A 14,379-nucleotide genomic window follows, 5' to 3' on the forward strand; every position below is an offset into this window, starting at 1 on the left:
GATCGGCAGTTTAAGCCTCGCCAGGCTGGGATTCGAAAAAGAGGGGCATCCCCATCGGGGATCAGGAAAAGGCGGGAAGCAAAAACGTCTTCCCGCGAGTCCGGCTAAGCAAGTGGTTTAAGCTGGATATCCCTCTAGCCAGTAATGCGCTTGTACTTCTCGGTCAGTTGCTCCTCCGTCTCCTCATGGTTCGGATCCTTGAGGATGCAATCAACCGGGCAAACCTCGACGCACTGGGAAGTCTCGTAGTGGCCCACGCACTCGGTGCAGAGGTCGGGGTCAATCTGGTATATCTCGTCACCCTGACTGATGGCGCCGTTCGGGCACTCAGGCTCGCAAACGTCGCAGTTTATGCATTCGTCGGTGATGTAAAGGGCCATGTGGTACTCCTTAGGCTGGTGATAATCGATTCGGAAGGGATTTGGGGTAGGCGCCGAGGTCAGTGGCTCTATGGGCAACATATTACCCAAAGCGTTCGCGCAATGCAGCATACACCGGGGTCGGCACGAAGGCGGAGACGTCTCCGCCAAGACGGGAGACCTCGCGGACGAGCGAGGAGGACAGGAAGGCGTATGGCTCCGCTGGGGTCAGGAAGAGCGTTTCGATCCCCGGGGACAGTCGTCGGTTCATGCTGGCCAACTGGAATTCGAACTCGAAATCGGACACCGCCCTCAGACCCCGCATGATGACATCGATACCCTGAGTGGCGGCGAAGGTCACCAGCAGGCCGCTAAAGGGGATGACCTGGACGTTCGGCTGGTGGCTAACCGATGCCCGCGCCAGTTCTAACCGCCGCTCCGTATCGAAAACGGGTGCCTTGTGGGTATCCGCCGCCACCGCCACCACCACCTGATCGAAAAGGCGGGAGGCCCGCTCGATCAGGTCGATATGGCCGTTGGTGATGGGGTCAAAGGTCCCCGGATAGATGACCCTACGCATGGTTTCAGCCCTGATCGAGAATGAAGTCGGGGCGCCATGGCGGGCGCCACCTAACGGGTCTCCGCCAGCCCGTAACGCACCTGTCCCGCCTGTTTGTCGCGCAGGAGGCGCCATCCCTCCGGGAGGGGGGGGAATCCAGTCGTCGCCGGCGCTTCCAGATAGACCCGTGCGCCCCTTGCCAGCCAACCGCCGTGGGCAAGGGACGCGCAACTCGGGCCCAGCAGATCCTCGGGGAAGGGGGGGTCCAGGAAGACGAGGTCAAAGGGCTCCGCGTGACCCGCCATCGCCAGCCAGGGGCCAGCCTCGGCATGAACCACCTCCACCTGTCGGGCATTAAGCAACAGCCGGTTCTCGTGCAGCAGGCGCACCACCTTCGCCAATTTTTCGATCATGACTACCCGGCCCGCACCCCGCGAGGCCGCTTCGAAACCCAGGGCGCCACTACCGGCATAGAGATCCAGGCAGCGTGCTCCGCAAATCAGGGGAGCCAGCCAGTTGAACAGGGTCTCCCGCACCCGATCCGGGGTGGGCCTTAAGCCCGGCTGATCCAGCACCGCAAGCCGCCGTCCACGCCACTCGCCGCCCACGATGCGCAGTCGTCCCGGGAGTCCAGAGCCGCGCTGAGTCATGATAAGTGGCCCTGAAAGGGCTTCGCCAAGCTACACAAGGCCTTTCCTACCCGCCATGAGGATGCGCAAGCCGGCTCTCAAGGCTTCGGGGGGTCCGGCGCCGTCATCTCCGCCCCCACGATGACCGTAGCGAAACGCGTCGGGTCGATACGACGCTGAAAGGCATCGCGGATGCCCTCGGCCGTTACGGCCGAAATGCGGTCATTGAACCGGTCGAGATAATCCAGCGGCAGGCTGTAAAAGCCAATCATGGCGAGGTATTGCGCTATTTTGCCGTTACCGGCGATGCGGAGGGGAAAGCCTCCCGTGATGTTCTTGATAGCGGCGTTTAGCTCCTCCGGAGTCGGTCCCTGGGTACGAAAGCGTTCGATGGTCGCCATCAGAACCTCGCGGGCACTCTGGCCCTGCTCATTCTTGGTGGAGAGCGCGGCCACGAAGGGGCCGCGTTCCGCCAGGGGCAGGAAGTAGCTGGAAACGCTATAGGAAAGGCCGCGCTTCTCGCGTACCTCCTCCATGAGCAGGGAGACCAGGCCGCTACCGCCCAGGATGTGGTTTCCCACATAGAGAGTAAAGTAATCCGGGTCCCCACGGGACATGCCCGGCTGTCCGGTGTAGACATGGGTCTGGGTTGAGGGGAAGACGATGTGCTCCAGGACGGCGGTCGGCGGGTCCTGGACCGGAGCCAGGGGGGGCATGGGCTCCCCCTTGGCAAGACCGGCGGTGAGTTGCGCGGCGATGGCTTCCGCCTCCGGCCGGGTCACGGCGCCGACCAGGGCGATCACGGCGTTGCGAGCGACATAATGGCGAGCATGAAAGCGCGCCAGGTCTTCCCGGCTGAGGGCCGCCACGGATTCTGGGGTGCCGGAAGGGTCGGCGGCATAGGGGTGATCGCCGAAAATGCGGCGGTAGATGGCCTTCTGGCCGAGGGTGCCGGGGTCCTGTTCGTCCCGGTTCAGGCTGGTCAGGACATTGGCGCGCATCCGCTCGAAGTCGGACTCCCCGAAGCGTGGTTGTGAGATCACTAGGGTCAGGGTTTCCAGGGCCTGGTTCAAAGCAGGTTGCCGGGTCAGACTGCGCAGGGAGGCCGAGGCCATGTCCCGCTGTGCATTGATGGACATTTCCGCGCCCACGGCCTCGAGACGTTCGGCGATGGCGTTCGCGTCCCAGTCCCCCGCGCCCTGGTCAAGCAGGTCGGCGGTCAGGGCGGCCAGGCCCGGCTGCCCCTGATCCCGGGCGCTGCCGGCCTGGAAGGCGATGCGCACATCCAGCAGGGGCAGGTCAGGGGCCGCCACAAAGAGCACGGGCACCCCCTCGGGGGTCTCCCAGGTTTGGATCAGGGGCGTGGCCTGCAGAGGGGCACCGCCTAACAGGAACAGCAGGCCGGCAACCAGGGCGAAGAGGCGATTAGTGACCCGCACGTGCGTGAACTCCCGTGGTGGTGGCTTGAGGTCCATTGCCGTCGATGGGCTGGGGCTCCAGCAGGGCAACCGTCAGATTGTCGGAGACCAGGAATTTGCGGGCGACCGCCTGGACCTGTTCCGGGGTGACCCGGCTCAGGTGCGCGACATATTCGTCCATGAGTTCCCACCCGAGCCCAACCGTCTCCAGACTGCCGATCTGCTTAGCCTGGGCATAAACCGAATCCTGTTCATACACCTTGGCCGCAATGAGTTGATTGCGGATGCGTTCCAACTCCGCCTCGGCAACCGGCTCGTCGCGCAGCCGCTGAATTTGGGCCAGGAGGGCCTGTTCCAGTTCCTCGACGGTGCTCCCCTGGGCCGGGATGCCGTCGAGTAGCAGCAGGCCGGGCAGCCGGCTGAAGGCGCTATAGCTGGCGCCGGCGGAGGCGGCTACATGGGCGCCGCGCACCAGTTCGCGGCTGAAACGGGCGCTGGACCCCCCATCCAGGACCGAGGACAGCATTTCCAGGGCGTAAGGCTCCCAGTCCTCCCCGGCGTGACCGATAGCGGTGGACTTAAAACCCATGAGCAGGTAAGGCTCCTTCGCGGGGGCCTTGACCTTGATGCGCTTCTCGCCACGCTGGGGCGGATCGTCACCCCGTTTGGGTGCCGCCACCTGTTCGGCTGATAGGGGGCCGAAATGCTTCTCGGCCAGGGTAAATACCTCCTGGGGATCCACGTCGCCGACCACCACCAGGGTGGCGTTGTTTGGGGCGTACCATTGTCGATACCAGTCCCGAAGATCGGCGACCCTCATACCCTCCAGGTCGCTTGCCCAGCCGATAATCGGAATGCGGTAAGGGGATGCCTCATAAGCCGTCGCATTGAATTGCTCATAGGCCAGAGACTCGGGGTCGTCCTCGGTGCGCATCCGACGTTCTTCCTTGACCACCTCTAACTCCTTGAGAAACTCCTCCTCCGGCAGGGTCAGGAAGCGCATGCGCTGGGCCTCCAGTTCGAAGGAGATGGGCAGGCGATCCGCCGCCAGGGTCTGGAAGTAGGCCGTATAGTCCCGGCCGGTAAAGGCGTTCTCGTCACCGCCGTTCTCGGCGATGATCCGCGAAAACTCCCCGGGGGCCAGCTTCTCGGTGCCCTTGAACATCATGTGTTCAAGCAGATGGGACACCCCGGTCAGGCCGCCATGCTCATAGCTGGAACCCACCTTGTACCAAACCTGTGAAGTGACGATGGGGGCGCGATGGTCCTCCTTGACCAGCACCTTGAGGCCGTTATCGAGGATGCGCTCATGGACCCTGGGGGTCTCGGCGGTCGCGATCAAAGGGATCGCCAGGGCCGCGGCAAAAAGTAGTCGGGATTTCATCGCATCTCCATTTCCTGAATTGGGGCGTCGTAGTCGGGCGTCCGAGGGTCGATACCGGGAGACGCGTCCGCCGATGTTTGCTAGGATGACTGTAAAGGTTAGTTATTGGCAAGGCCCTTAACCAATAGTTCCGCAGCGCCGCTCCCCCCCCATTAGGTCCTTCATTCATGTTTGGATTTGGCAGAAAAAAATCGCAACCCGCGTCGGACGCGGTCATGCCGGAGGCAGGGACCGAGCACCCCGCGCCCAAGGGTGGCCTCTCCGCGCGCTTACGCGAAGGCCTGAAACTTACCCGCGCCGTCCTCAATACCGGCATCGGCGATCTGATGCGTGGCCGCAAGCACATTGATCAAGAGTTGCTGGACGAACTTGAGACCCGGTTGTTGACCGCCGACGTGGGTGTGGACGCGACCCTGCGTATCATCGGCGATTTCACGGCGCGGGTTCATCGCCACGAACTCTCCGATCCGGCGGCGCTCATGAGCGCCCTCAAGGATGAACTGGCGGAGATACTCCGCGCCTGCGAGAGGCCCGTCCGGGTCGCGGCCCCTGGCCGGCCCCAGGTCATCCTCATGGTGGGGGTCAATGGCGCCGGCAAGACGACCACCATCGGCAAGTTGGCGAAAAGGCTGCAGGCCGAGGGCAACAGCGTCATGCTGGCCGCCGGCGATACCTTCCGCGCGGCGGCGGTTGAGCAGTTGCAGGCCTGGGGCGAGCGCAACAGCGTCACCGTTATCGCCCAACAATCGGGAGCTGATTCCGCCTCGGTCATCTTCGATGCCCTCCAGGCCGCTACCGCCCGCGGCATCGATGTCCTCATCGCCGACACCGCTGGGCGCCTGCATACCAAGACGAACCTGATGGAAGAGCTGGCCAAGATCGCCCGGGTCATGAAGAAGCTCGATCCCGAGGCCCCGCATGAGGTGTTGCTGGTGGTGGATGCCACCACTGGCCAGAATGCCATTGCCCAGGCGCAGCAGTTCAATGCCTCGGTGCCCCTGACGGGTATCGCCCTGACCAAGCTCGACGGCACCGCCAAGGGTGGCGTCCTCTTCGCCATCGCCGAGCGTCTGCGCGTCCCCATCCGCTTCATCGGCGTTGGCGAGTCCATCGATGACCTCAGGCCCTTCGTGGCCGAGGAATTCCTCGAAGCCCTTTTCGGTTCCTGATGCCCGCTGGGATATGATCCACTTCGACCAGGTCAGCAAGCGCTATGCGGAGAGCGGGGAGGTTCTTTGCAACTTGAGTCTGGAGATCGCGGCCGGCGAGATGGTCTTTCTGACGGGCCATTCGGGTGCTGGTAAGAGCACCCTCCTCAAGCTGATTGGCTGTTTGGAACGCCCCAGCCGGGGTCAGCTCATGGTCGATGGCCGCAATGTGGGTCGCTTGCCCCGGCGCAAGATTCCCTTCCATCGCCGTCAGGTGGGAATGATCTTCCAGGACCACCGTCTGCTAACGGATCGCCCCGTCTTCGACAACGTGGCCTTGCCGCTGGTAGTCGCGGGCCTGGGACACCAGGAGGTCGGGCGGCGAGTCAGAGCCGCCCTCAATCAGGTGGGGCTGCTGAAAAAGGAAAAGTCACTGCCCCTTGCCCTGTCTGGTGGGGAACAGCAGCGCGTGGGCATTGCCCGGGCCATTGTCGCCCGTCCCCCCCTGCTGCTGGCCGACGAGCCCACCGGCAACCTGGACCCAGCGCTTTCGCGCGAGATCATGGGGCTCTTCGCGCGCTTCAATAAGGTCGGCGTCACCCTTCTGATTGCTAGCCACAACCTGGATCTGATCGCTTCCTTGCCATATCGTACCCTGACCTTGGATAAAGGGCGCCTGGTCGCCGATTCCCATGCGCACAAGAACCCCGCACCCACCCCCTGATCAGGCCGCGAAGGCCGCCGTCCGCCCCATGCGGCGGTTACAGATTCCCTTTGGCCGGTTGCCGGGGATCTGGTTTGCCCATCATCTCCAGGGTGCCGTGTCCAGTCTGAGCCGGCTGCGCGGTACGCCTCTGCCTACCCTGATGACGGTCCTGGTAATTGGTATCGCTCTGGCCCTCCCGGGGGCCCTCTTCGTCCTGACGCGTAACCTGGAACGGCTTGGGGACGGATGGGAGCAGACGGCGGCCATCTCCCTGTTCCTCAAGGCGGGGGTGAGCGAGGCTAAGGCCAAGGCCCTGGCTCGCCGCCTTGAGGGGCGGCCGGACCTGGAGTCCGTCACCTTGATTTCGCCGGACCAGGCCCTGGAGGAGTTGCGGGCCGAAACCGGCTTCGCCGAGGCGGTCGAGCAACTGGAGACTAACCCCCTACCCTATGTTCTGGCCCTGCGGCCGGCCCAAAGTCTGGGGGATGCGGCAAGTCTGGAGGGGCTGCGCGAGGTGCTCACCGCCCTGCCGGAAACGGACCTGGTCCGCATGGACACCCTCTGGGTACGACGTTTCCAGGGCATCGTTCTGCTGGGCGAGCGCGCGGCCCAGGTGCTGGCCTTCACCCTGGCTCTGGGTGTCCTGCTGGTCATAGGGAACACGATCCGCCTGGAGATCGAAAACCGGCGCCAGGAGATTGTCATCATGGAAACCGTGGGGGCCACCCATGCCTTCATCCGCCGTCCCTTCCTCTGGCTTGGCGTCTGGCATGGTGTCCTGGGAGGATGCATTGCCTGGTTCCTGGTTTCCCTGGCACTCCTGTTCATGCAGGGACCGGTATCCCGCCTCGCCGCCCTCTATCAAGCGGACTTCGTCCTCGTTGGGCTGGGCCCCGGCGCCCTGGCCTTCCTGCTGGGAGGGAGTCTGCTCCTAGGCCTGGCGGGTAGCTGGATCTCCGTGAGCCGGCATCTCGCGGCCATCGAGGCCGTTTGAGGGCGCCGATCGGGACCAGGAGGGTCCGCTCGGAAACTTTTCAAGGCTTTCGTCGCCAAATAGAGTGATTTGCACGTTGTGTGACCCCCGAGGGGTTTGCTACACTTAATTCCATAGAAAATTACTTGGGTATTGGCATCATGAATAAAGACCTCGCTCTGCTCCCTACTGGCAACATAGACGCCTATATCAGCGCCTCCTACCAGGTTCCGATGCTGACCCTGGACGAAGAGCGTGACCTGGCTGTTCGTCTGCGTGATCACGGTGACATGGACGCCGCCCGCCGGCTGGTCCTCTCCCATTTGCGGTTTGTCATCCGCATTGCCCGGGGCTATCTGGGTTATGGCCTGCCCTTGCCTGACCTGATTCAGGAGGGCTCGGTAGGGCTCATGAAAGCGGTGAGACGTTTTGAACCGGACGTGGGGGTCCGGCTGGTGTCTTTCGCCGTGCACTGGATTCGCGCTGAAATTCATGAATATATCCTGCGTAACTGGCGCATCGTCAAGGTTGCCACCACCAAGGCTCAGCGCAAACTCTTCTTCAACCTGCGCAGCGCCAAGAAGCGCCTCGGCTGGTTTACCCGCGAAGAGGTTGAGAGCGTCGCCAGGGATCTGGACGTCAAGGTCGAAACGGTGCTCGAGATGGAATCAAGGCTTTCTAACCAGGATCTGGCCTTTGACGGCGACGATAGCGATGATGAGGAGGGCCCCGCCGCGCCCTCCAGTTACCTGCCGGATATGCGCATGGAACCCGCCAGCGCCCTGGAACGTCAAGACACCATGATGGATCGCTACGATCGGCTCCACGCCGCCCTTGAGGGGCTGGACGAGCGTAGCAAAACCATCCTCCAGGCCCGCTGGCTGACGGAGAAAAAGCAGACCCTGCATGAACTGGCCGCCCAGTTTGGCGTCTCCGCCGAACGCATTCGTCAGATTGAGAAAAATGCCATGAGGAAAATGAAGACCCACCTCGAGGCGTGAGCCGCCGCCCCCCTCGCCTCTCGGAAAGTCCGCGCTCCACCGGGCTTTTTTTGTTGGGGATTCCCAGCATGGCAGGCGGCCGAGGGCTGGAATCAAAATCGGAGAAGATTCGTGTAACCTGCTGATAATATTATATAAAATAATTCATGTTGCCCTTGAAATCCGAGCCTTCCCCGTCTATGTTTAAAGCAGGGAGGAAAGAGAAAAGGAGTGACAGCCATGAAAACCAAGTCGACAGAGTTACGCGAAGTGGCACCGCGTCGCGAGATTGATGTGTTCGATAACATGGATCGGGTGTTTGACACCCTCTATCGCGGCTGGATGCGGCCGTTCCGTGAGTTGCTGCCAGAGTGGGCACCTCTGACCGGTCGTATGGAGTTTGCCATGCCGCATCTCGACCTCATTGAGCGCGACAAGGAGATTCTGGTCCGGGTGGAGATCCCGGGCGTTGACAAGAAGGACCTGAAGCTTGACCTGACGGGTGATTTGCTCACCATCGCGGGGGAGCGCCGGTTTGAGGAGGAGACCGAAGAGGGTGAGGTGCATTGTGCCGAGATCGCGCGGGGTGCCTTTACGCGCAGCATCCGCCTGCCGGTACCGGTTGAGCTCGAGAAGGTGGACGCCGAGTTCAAGGAAGGCCTGCTCGAAATCCATCTTCCCAAGGCCCACGAGACCGAGCGCCGTCGGATCGAGATCAAGTGAGGCACTCAACCCCTCCGCGCCATGAGAGGGGGCGCGGACGTGACGACGGAGGCCGGCCATCAGCCGGCCCCCGTTATTTCAGGTGCCGGTAATCGCCACGCGACCCAATCGCCCCGCAAGGGTGGCGGCCAGTTCCTCCGCAATCTTCTCCAGGGAGGTCGCCACCCCTAAATCGATCAGCCGGGTGACGGCCAGGCCTGGGTAGCCACAGGGGTTAATGCGAGAGAAGGGTTCGAGGTCGAGATCGACATTCAGGGCCAGGCCGTGGTAGCTGCAATGGCGCCGCACCCGCAGGCCAAGCGAGGCGATCTTGGCGCCCTCGACATAGACACCGGGGGCGTCTGGCCTGGCTTGGGCGAGGATCCCCTGAGTGGCAAGGACCTCAATAACGGCGGTTTCGAGGAGGTTGACCAAGCCTTTGACGCCCAGGCCGGCACGCTTGAGATCCAGCAGCAGGTAAGCGATGAGCTGCCCGGGTCCGTGGTAAGTCACCTGGCCGCCGCGATCCACCTTGAGCACCGGGATGTTACCGGCATCCAGCAGGTGCTCCATACGGCCAGCCTGGCCCAGGGTATAGATAGCCGGATGCTGCAGGAGCCAAAGTTCATCGGGAGTTGCGGCGTCTCTGGCGTTCGTGAAATCCCGCATGGCTCGCCAACTGGCTTCATAGTCGCACAAGCCTAAATTCCGGATTACGAACAGGCCGTCACTCGTCCCAGGGGCGTGATTGCTCAAGGTGAGCTTTAGGTCAAAGGGCCCACGCCACGCGCGCGTTGCCACTCATATCGCGATAAATGGCGTCGAGTTGTTCCTGGCTTTCGGCCTGAATGACTAGGGTCACCGCGACCCATTTTCCACCACGACTCTGTCGCACCTTGACTTGGCTCTCGCAGAGGTTAGGGGCATGTCGTCGGACTATTTCGATGACCAGTTCCTCGAAATTATCGTCCAGCCTGCCGATGGACTTGATCGGAAAGGCGCAGGGGAACTCCAGCAGGCGGGTGGCTTCTTTCTTCATGGACGGCCTATTGGAACCAGCGCAGGACCGTATCCCTGAGCCACTCCCACCAGCCACCCTCCGCGACATCCTGGAGGGCGATCAGGGGTTCCCGGCCTATCTCCTTCCCATCCAGGTCAACGACGATCTCGCCCACTTTGTCGCCCTTGGCGACAGGGGCCATGATGTCTGGATTTTTTTCGATCCGGGCCGCGAGCTTGTCGTAACGGCCCCGCGGAATGGTGGCATGGATATCCGACGCGGGGCCCACCGGCAATTCCTCAATGGCCCCCATCCAGATCCGCAGCTTCTCAATGGGCTGGCCACCGGGATAGAGCTTGGGGGACTCGTAGAAACGGAAGCCATAATTGAGCAGGGCCAGGCTGGCCTGGGCGCGGGCCTTTTCGCTCTTGGCGCCCATGATCACGGAGGTCAACCGCATGCTGTCGGGTTTTTTGGCGGAGGCCACCAAACAGTAGCCGGCGGTCTCGGTATGGCCCGTCTTGACGCCATCGACGGCGGGGTCCTGCCACAGGAGGCGGTTGCGGTTGTTCTGCTTGATACCGTGGTACACGAATTCCTTTTCGGAGTACCAGGCGTAATACTCCGGGAATTCACGAATGGTCGCGGCGGTGACCAGGGTCATGTCGCGCGCGGTGGTGTAGAGTTCGGGATCCGGGAGCCCCGTGGCGTTGGTGAAGTGGCTGTGGGTCATTCCCAAACGCTGGGCATGGGCGTTCATGAGGCTGGCGAAGGTCTCCTCACTGCCGGCGACGTGCTCGGCCAGAGCCACGCTGGCGTCATTGCCAGACTGGATAATCATGCCGTGGAGCAACACCTCCAGGGGAATCTGCTTACCCAGTTCAACGAAGGTCTTGGAACCACCCGTGCGCCAGGCCTTTTCGCTAATGAGCACCTCATCTGTGAGGGCTACCTTACCCGCCGCTAATTCCCGAAAGACGACATAGGCGGTCATGATCTTGGTAAGGCTCGCGGGGTCCAGGCGCTCGTCGGCCTGGTGTTCGACCAACACCTTGCCGGTGTTATGGTCGACGAGCAGGTGGGCGCGGCTGGGAATCGTCGGTGGCTCGGGGATAGGCGGCTGGGGGTTAGTGGCTGGCGTCTTGTCCTGGGCCAGGACCGGCGTCAGGATTAACAGAAAAAGGAAGCAAAGGATTTGGGCGAGGGGCTTCATCGGCAAGGCTCGGCGCTGGATGGAGGGGGGCAATAATCAGGGGTGCAACCTGATATAAGCCCGGAAGAGCGCATTCTAAGCGCTGGGGCCCCGGGTTGCAGCCGCGCTGAACAAGAAATCGCTGGGGCAGGGGGCAAGCCGCGAGGCATTCTGGTCTCCCCGAGAGCCAGCTTCCCCAGGTGGATGAGCAGCAGGGAGGCCCGGTAAGGCCTGCCATCCTGGGGTAAAACCTGGCTATCGGCTAACCACTCTAGAATTACCTACGCCCAGGGAGGCTAATTTGCGTGAAAGGTCTTGAGCCTTGTCCTGGGAATCAACAGGGCCAATCTGAACCTTGTAAGGCGTTGATTCATTGGAGACGTCGGCTTGAACCAGAACGCCTTCCTCCAGTTTGGCAACCAGTGCTTGTCGCAACTCTTCCGCGTTGGAGCGATCCTCGAAGGCTCCGACTTGCAGGTAAAGGGAGGAAGTATCGTAGCTTTTAGGTTTAGCCTTGGGCTTGGCGGCGACCAAGGGGGCACCGAGGATGTCGGTTTCCGCGGTAGCGGCGATCCGGGTTTCGGTCGGGCTCAAAGTCGAGGTAGGCTGATCTTGCAGGGCGTCGTTGCCCGATCTCGCCTTGTCGGAGGCGGCAACGAACATTTCCTGCAGGCCTTTCTCAAGCTTGGGTTTTCCCGGATCAACTACTTGAATGGTGACCTTGGCTGAGCCCTTGTCGACCATGTTCAACTGAGAGGCGGCGGCATAGGACAGGTCAAGAACCCGGTTGCCATGGAAGGGCCCCCGGTCGTTAACCCGAACCAGGGTACTGAGGCCGTTGTCGACATTAGTGACCTGGATGAGGCTGGAAATGGGCAGGTTCTTGTGAGCGGCGGTCATGGCATACATATCATAACGTTCGCCGCTACTGGTGCGACGACCGTGGAAGCGCTTCCCATACCAGGATGCGGTACCCTTTTCCTCATGACCCGTGGCGTCGGACTTGACGAAATATCGCTTCCCCTTGACTACGTAGGAAGAAGATTTTTTTGATGGTGGGGGTGATTCAACCTTGGGGACTGGCTGCTGGGTTTGGCCAGGGGGCTCGGCGCCGCTATCTTGACTCGTGGTTGCGCAACCCGTCAGGGAAAGCATCGATAGAAAAAAAACCAAAAACCCCAGGACTTGGCCCCGCAGGACGGCTACCCATGCGTTATCGCGCGCATCTTCTGTCGTCATCGTTCGCCCCCAATCGCTCGAAAAGTAACCGTTCGGCTGTCTTTATTCCTTTAGCCTCAATGCCTTACCTGGATATTTGGTTACGCAAAAAACAGATAGAACAACAAGGATATCTTGGCTGGGGTGTTTCAGCACATAGAAATTTTATACGGCAAGCCATAAAATTATTTATTAGCTACTGGTTCCTGTACCCATTCCTGGTTGAAAAATTTAAATATGCATATCATAAACAAAGGGTTGTGGTATGCGTCGCCCGAGGGTCGCATGGGCCGGCCGGCTATCTGCTCAGTCCGCACCGGGCAGATTGAGGCCCCCTCTCGGTTCGGTGGGGCAAAAACGCGCCTGCGGGGCACCGCGGTTATCCACCAACGACCACTCAAGGCTTGGGCCGGGTGAGCACCTCTAGCCCGGGAATGGTGCTAGGCACTATTATCCAGGGTACTTGCAACGATAATCGGGGAATTGGCGATGAATGGGGCTTTGGTTGGCATAATCATGGGCAGTGACTCGGACCTGAGTGTCATGCGGGCGGCGGCGGAGGTCCTCGGAGAGCTGGGGGTGCCCTGCGAGATGACCATCGCCTCCGCACATCGCACCCCCAAAAGGGCATTTGAATATGCCGAGGGCGCGCGGGCGCGGGGCCTCAAGGTCATCATCGCCGGGGCGGGTGGGGCCGCCCACCTGGCTGGGGTGGCGGCGGCCCTGACCCCTTTGCCCGTGATTGGCGTGCCCGTCAAGAGTGCCAGTCTGTCCGGCCAGGATTCCCTGCTCTCGATGGTGCAGATGCCCCCGGGGGTGCCCGTGGCCACGGTCGCCATCGACGGCGCCAGGAATGCCGGGATCCTTGCCGCCCAGATGATTGCCACCGGCGATCCCGCCCTGATGGATCGCCTCATCGACTTCAAGCAAGCCCTGGCGGCGGCGGTCCTCGCTAAGGCAGAGCGTCTGGAGCGCGGGGAATCAAACTGAAGTCACCCGGTTTCTTAGACAGTCCCCCGAGGAAGACCAGAGTTCGTCGTGGATATCACTGAATTATTGACTTTTTCCGTGAAGAACAAGTCCTCGGACCTGCATCTTTCCGCCGGGTTGCCGCCCATGATCCGGGTCAATGGCGACATGCGCCGCATCGACCTGCCCGCCATGGACCATCGCACGGTGCATACGCTGGTCTATGAAATCATGAATGACAAGCAGCGCAAGGACTACGAGGAGTTTCTCGAAACCGACTTCTCCTTCGAGATCCCTGGCCTGGCCCGCTTTCGCGTCAATGCCTTCAATCAGAAGCGCGGCGCCGCCGCCGTCCTCCGCACCATTCCCTCCAAGGTGCTGTCCCTGGAAGAAATCAACGCCCCCAAGTTGTTCCGGGACATCGTTGAGGTGTCCCGGGGGCTGATCCTGGTGACAGGGCCCACGGGGTCCGGCAAGTCCACCACCCTGGCCGCTATGATCGATTACCTCAATGATACCCGCTATGAGCACATCCTCACCATCGAGGACCCCATTGAGTTTGTCCACCTGAGCAAAAAGTGCCTGATCAACCAGCGGGAGGTCCACCGCGATACCCTGGGCTTCGCCGAGGCCCTGCGCTCGGCCCTGCGCGAGGACCCGGATATCATCCTGGTGGGTGAGATGCGCGATCTGGAGACCATTCGCCTGGCCATGACCGCCGCCGAAACGGGTCATCTGGTGTTCGGCACCCTTCATACCACCTCCGCGGCCAAGACCGTGAACCGCATCATCGACGTCTTTCCGGCGGCGGAGAAGGATATGGTCCGTTCCATGTTGTCCGAATCCTTGCGCGCCGTCGTCGCCCAGACCCTGCTGAAGAAGGTCGGCGGCGGGCGGGTGGCGGCCCACGAGATCATGATCGGCTCCCCTGCCATTCGTAACCTGATCCGCGAGGACAAGGTGGCCCAGATGTACTCCGCCATCCAGACCGGCCAGGCCTTCGGCATGCAGACCCTGGATCAAAACCTGGCGGATCTGCTGAAGCAGGGCCTTATCACCCGCGCCGATGCCCAGTCCAAGGCTCAGAACAAGGAGTCCTTCGCCTGATCGATTCCTCGCCGTGACCGGTAGCCTTTTGGCGT

The 14,379-nt window shown here is 61.7% G+C and carries 16 protein-coding genes; 7 read left to right on the forward strand and 9 right to left on the reverse strand.

Annotation, left to right across the window (positions count from 1 at the left end; all coding sequences use genetic code 11):
* Positions 1 to 134: 134 nt before the first annotated feature.
* From IPN92_02675 to IPN92_02695, 5 genes are all read right to left on the reverse strand, one after another.
* Complete coding sequence (locus IPN92_02675; protein ID MBK8637222.1) at positions 135 to 380, reverse strand: YfhL family 4Fe-4S dicluster ferredoxin; 246 nt, start codon at positions 378 to 380, stop codon at positions 135 to 137.
* A gap of 82 nt (positions 381 to 462) precedes the next feature.
* Complete coding sequence (gene coaD, locus IPN92_02680) at positions 463 to 939, reverse strand: pantetheine-phosphate adenylyltransferase (protein ID MBK8637223.1); 477 nt, start codon at positions 937 to 939, stop codon at positions 463 to 465.
* A gap of 50 nt (positions 940 to 989) precedes the next feature.
* Positions 990 to 1,568, reverse strand: coding sequence for a 16S rRNA (guanine(966)-N(2))-methyltransferase RsmD (gene rsmD / locus IPN92_02685; GenBank protein ID MBK8637224.1), 579 nt, complete (start codon positions 1,566 to 1,568; stop codon positions 990 to 992).
* 77 nt (positions 1,569 to 1,645) lie between these two features.
* On the reverse strand, positions 1,646 to 3,022 hold the full coding sequence (locus IPN92_02690) for an insulinase family protein (GenBank protein ID MBK8637225.1): 1,377 nt from the start codon (positions 3,020 to 3,022) through the stop codon (positions 1,646 to 1,648).
* Positions 2,973 to 4,349 carry an insulinase family protein gene (locus IPN92_02695; GenBank protein ID MBK8637226.1) on the reverse strand — a complete coding sequence of 459 codons (1,377 nt, stop codon included), beginning with the start codon at positions 4,347 to 4,349 and terminating at the stop codon, positions 2,973 to 2,975. Before IPN92_02695 ends, IPN92_02690 begins: the two co-directional genes overlap by 50 nt.
* Before the next feature lie 167 nt (positions 4,350 to 4,516).
* Between IPN92_02695 and ftsY the strand changes: the two genes are divergently transcribed.
* The 5 genes from ftsY to IPN92_02720 all read left to right on the forward strand — a co-directional run bounded on the left by ftsY (position 4,517) and on the right by IPN92_02720 (position 8,879).
* On the forward strand, positions 4,517 to 5,518 hold the full coding sequence (gene ftsY, locus IPN92_02700) for a signal recognition particle-docking protein FtsY (GenBank protein MBK8637227.1): 1,002 nt from the start codon (positions 4,517 to 4,519) through the stop codon (positions 5,516 to 5,518).
* Positions 5,519 to 5,531: 13 nt separating this feature from the next.
* On the forward strand, positions 5,532 to 6,221 hold the full coding sequence (gene ftsE / locus IPN92_02705) for a cell division ATP-binding protein FtsE (GenBank protein ID MBK8637228.1): 690 nt from the start codon (positions 5,532 to 5,534) through the stop codon (positions 6,219 to 6,221).
* A 28-nt stretch (positions 6,222 to 6,249) separates the two neighbouring features.
* The gene (locus tag IPN92_02710; GenBank protein ID MBK8637229.1) at positions 6,250 to 7,197 is read left to right on the forward strand and encodes an ABC transporter permease; all 948 of its coding nucleotides are present in this window, start codon (positions 6,250 to 6,252) and stop codon (positions 7,195 to 7,197) included.
* Between the two features lie 140 nt (positions 7,198 to 7,337).
* Entirely contained in the window at positions 7,338 to 8,177 is an 840-nt protein-coding gene (gene rpoH, locus IPN92_02715) for an RNA polymerase sigma factor RpoH (protein MBK8637230.1), read from the forward strand.
* A gap of 219 nt (positions 8,178 to 8,396) precedes the next feature.
* A complete protein-coding gene (locus tag IPN92_02720) occupies positions 8,397 to 8,879 on the forward strand; it encodes an Hsp20/alpha crystallin family protein (GenBank protein MBK8637231.1) in 483 nt (160 codons plus the stop codon).
* Positions 8,880 to 8,957: 78 nt separating this feature from the next.
* Here IPN92_02720 and lipB read toward each other — a convergent pair whose 3' ends face one another.
* From lipB to IPN92_02740, 4 genes are all read right to left on the reverse strand, one after another.
* Entirely contained in the window at positions 8,958 to 9,581 is a 624-nt protein-coding gene (gene lipB, locus IPN92_02725) for a lipoyl(octanoyl) transferase LipB (protein ID MBK8637232.1), read from the reverse strand.
* A gap of 46 nt (positions 9,582 to 9,627) precedes the next feature.
* Entirely contained in the window at positions 9,628 to 9,897 is a 270-nt protein-coding gene (locus IPN92_02730; GenBank protein MBK8637233.1) for a DUF493 domain-containing protein, read from the reverse strand.
* Positions 9,898 to 9,904: 7 nt separating this feature from the next.
* The gene (locus IPN92_02735; GenBank protein MBK8637234.1) at positions 9,905 to 11,071 is read right to left on the reverse strand and encodes a D-alanyl-D-alanine carboxypeptidase; all 1,167 of its coding nucleotides are present in this window, start codon (positions 11,069 to 11,071) and stop codon (positions 9,905 to 9,907) included.
* 234 nt (positions 11,072 to 11,305) lie between these two features.
* Positions 11,306 to 12,289 (reverse strand): septal ring lytic transglycosylase RlpA family protein, encoded by a 984-nt coding sequence (locus IPN92_02740; protein MBK8637235.1) that lies wholly within the window; start codon positions 12,287 to 12,289, stop codon positions 11,306 to 11,308.
* Between the two features lie 468 nt (positions 12,290 to 12,757).
* Between IPN92_02740 and purE the strand changes: the two genes are divergently transcribed.
* Both purE and IPN92_02750 read left to right on the forward strand, forming a co-directional pair.
* Positions 12,758 to 13,258, forward strand: coding sequence for a 5-(carboxyamino)imidazole ribonucleotide mutase (gene purE, locus IPN92_02745; protein MBK8637236.1), 501 nt, complete (start codon positions 12,758 to 12,760; stop codon positions 13,256 to 13,258).
* Between the two features lie 48 nt (positions 13,259 to 13,306).
* Positions 13,307 to 14,344, forward strand: a complete 1,038-nt coding sequence (locus IPN92_02750; GenBank protein MBK8637237.1) for a type IV pilus twitching motility protein PilT — start codon at positions 13,307 to 13,309, stop codon at positions 14,342 to 14,344.
* The last annotated feature ends 35 nt before the right edge of the window (positions 14,345 to 14,379 follow it).

This window comes from Chromatiaceae bacterium, from assembly GCA_016714645.1.
Classification (GTDB): domain Bacteria; phylum Pseudomonadota; class Gammaproteobacteria; order Chromatiales; family Chromatiaceae; genus M0108.

Bases quoted from the DNA above. Each gene is read 5' to 3' on its own strand.
- IPN92_02690 (MBK8637225.1), bottom strand. From the start codon at position 3,022: ATGGACCTCAAGCCACCACCACGGGAGTTCACGCACGTGCGGGTCACT.
- rpoH (MBK8637230.1), top strand. From the start codon at position 7,338: ATGAATAAAGACCTCGCTCTGCTCCCTACTGGCAACATAGACGCCTAT.
- IPN92_02695 (MBK8637226.1), bottom strand. From the start codon at position 4,349: ATGAAATCCCGACTACTTTTTGCCGCGGCCCTGGCGATCCCTTTGATC.
- coaD (MBK8637223.1), bottom strand. From the start codon at position 939: ATGCGTAGGGTCATCTATCCGGGGACCTTTGACCCCATCACCAACGGC.
- IPN92_02675 (MBK8637222.1), bottom strand. From the start codon at position 380: ATGGCCCTTTACATCACCGACGAATGCATAAACTGCGACGTTTGCGAG.
- ftsY (MBK8637227.1), top strand. From the start codon at position 4,517: ATGTTTGGATTTGGCAGAAAAAAATCGCAACCCGCGTCGGACGCGGTC.
- rsmD (MBK8637224.1), bottom strand. From the start codon at position 1,568: ATGACTCAGCGCGGCTCTGGACTCCCGGGACGACTGCGCATCGTGGGC.
- IPN92_02730 (MBK8637233.1), bottom strand. From the start codon at position 9,897: ATGAAGAAAGAAGCCACCCGCCTGCTGGAGTTCCCCTGCGCCTTTCCG.
- IPN92_02735 (MBK8637234.1), bottom strand. From the start codon at position 11,071: ATGAAGCCCCTCGCCCAAATCCTTTGCTTCCTTTTTCTGTTAATCCTG.
- ftsE (MBK8637228.1), top strand. From the start codon at position 5,532: ATGATCCACTTCGACCAGGTCAGCAAGCGCTATGCGGAGAGCGGGGAG.
- IPN92_02740 (MBK8637235.1), bottom strand. From the start codon at position 12,289: ATGACGACAGAAGATGCGCGCGATAACGCATGGGTAGCCGTCCTGCGG.
- purE (MBK8637236.1), top strand. From the start codon at position 12,758: ATGAATGGGGCTTTGGTTGGCATAATCATGGGCAGTGACTCGGACCTG.
- IPN92_02720 (MBK8637231.1), top strand. From the start codon at position 8,397: ATGAAAACCAAGTCGACAGAGTTACGCGAAGTGGCACCGCGTCGCGAG.
- IPN92_02710 (MBK8637229.1), top strand. From the start codon at position 6,250: ATGCGGCGGTTACAGATTCCCTTTGGCCGGTTGCCGGGGATCTGGTTT.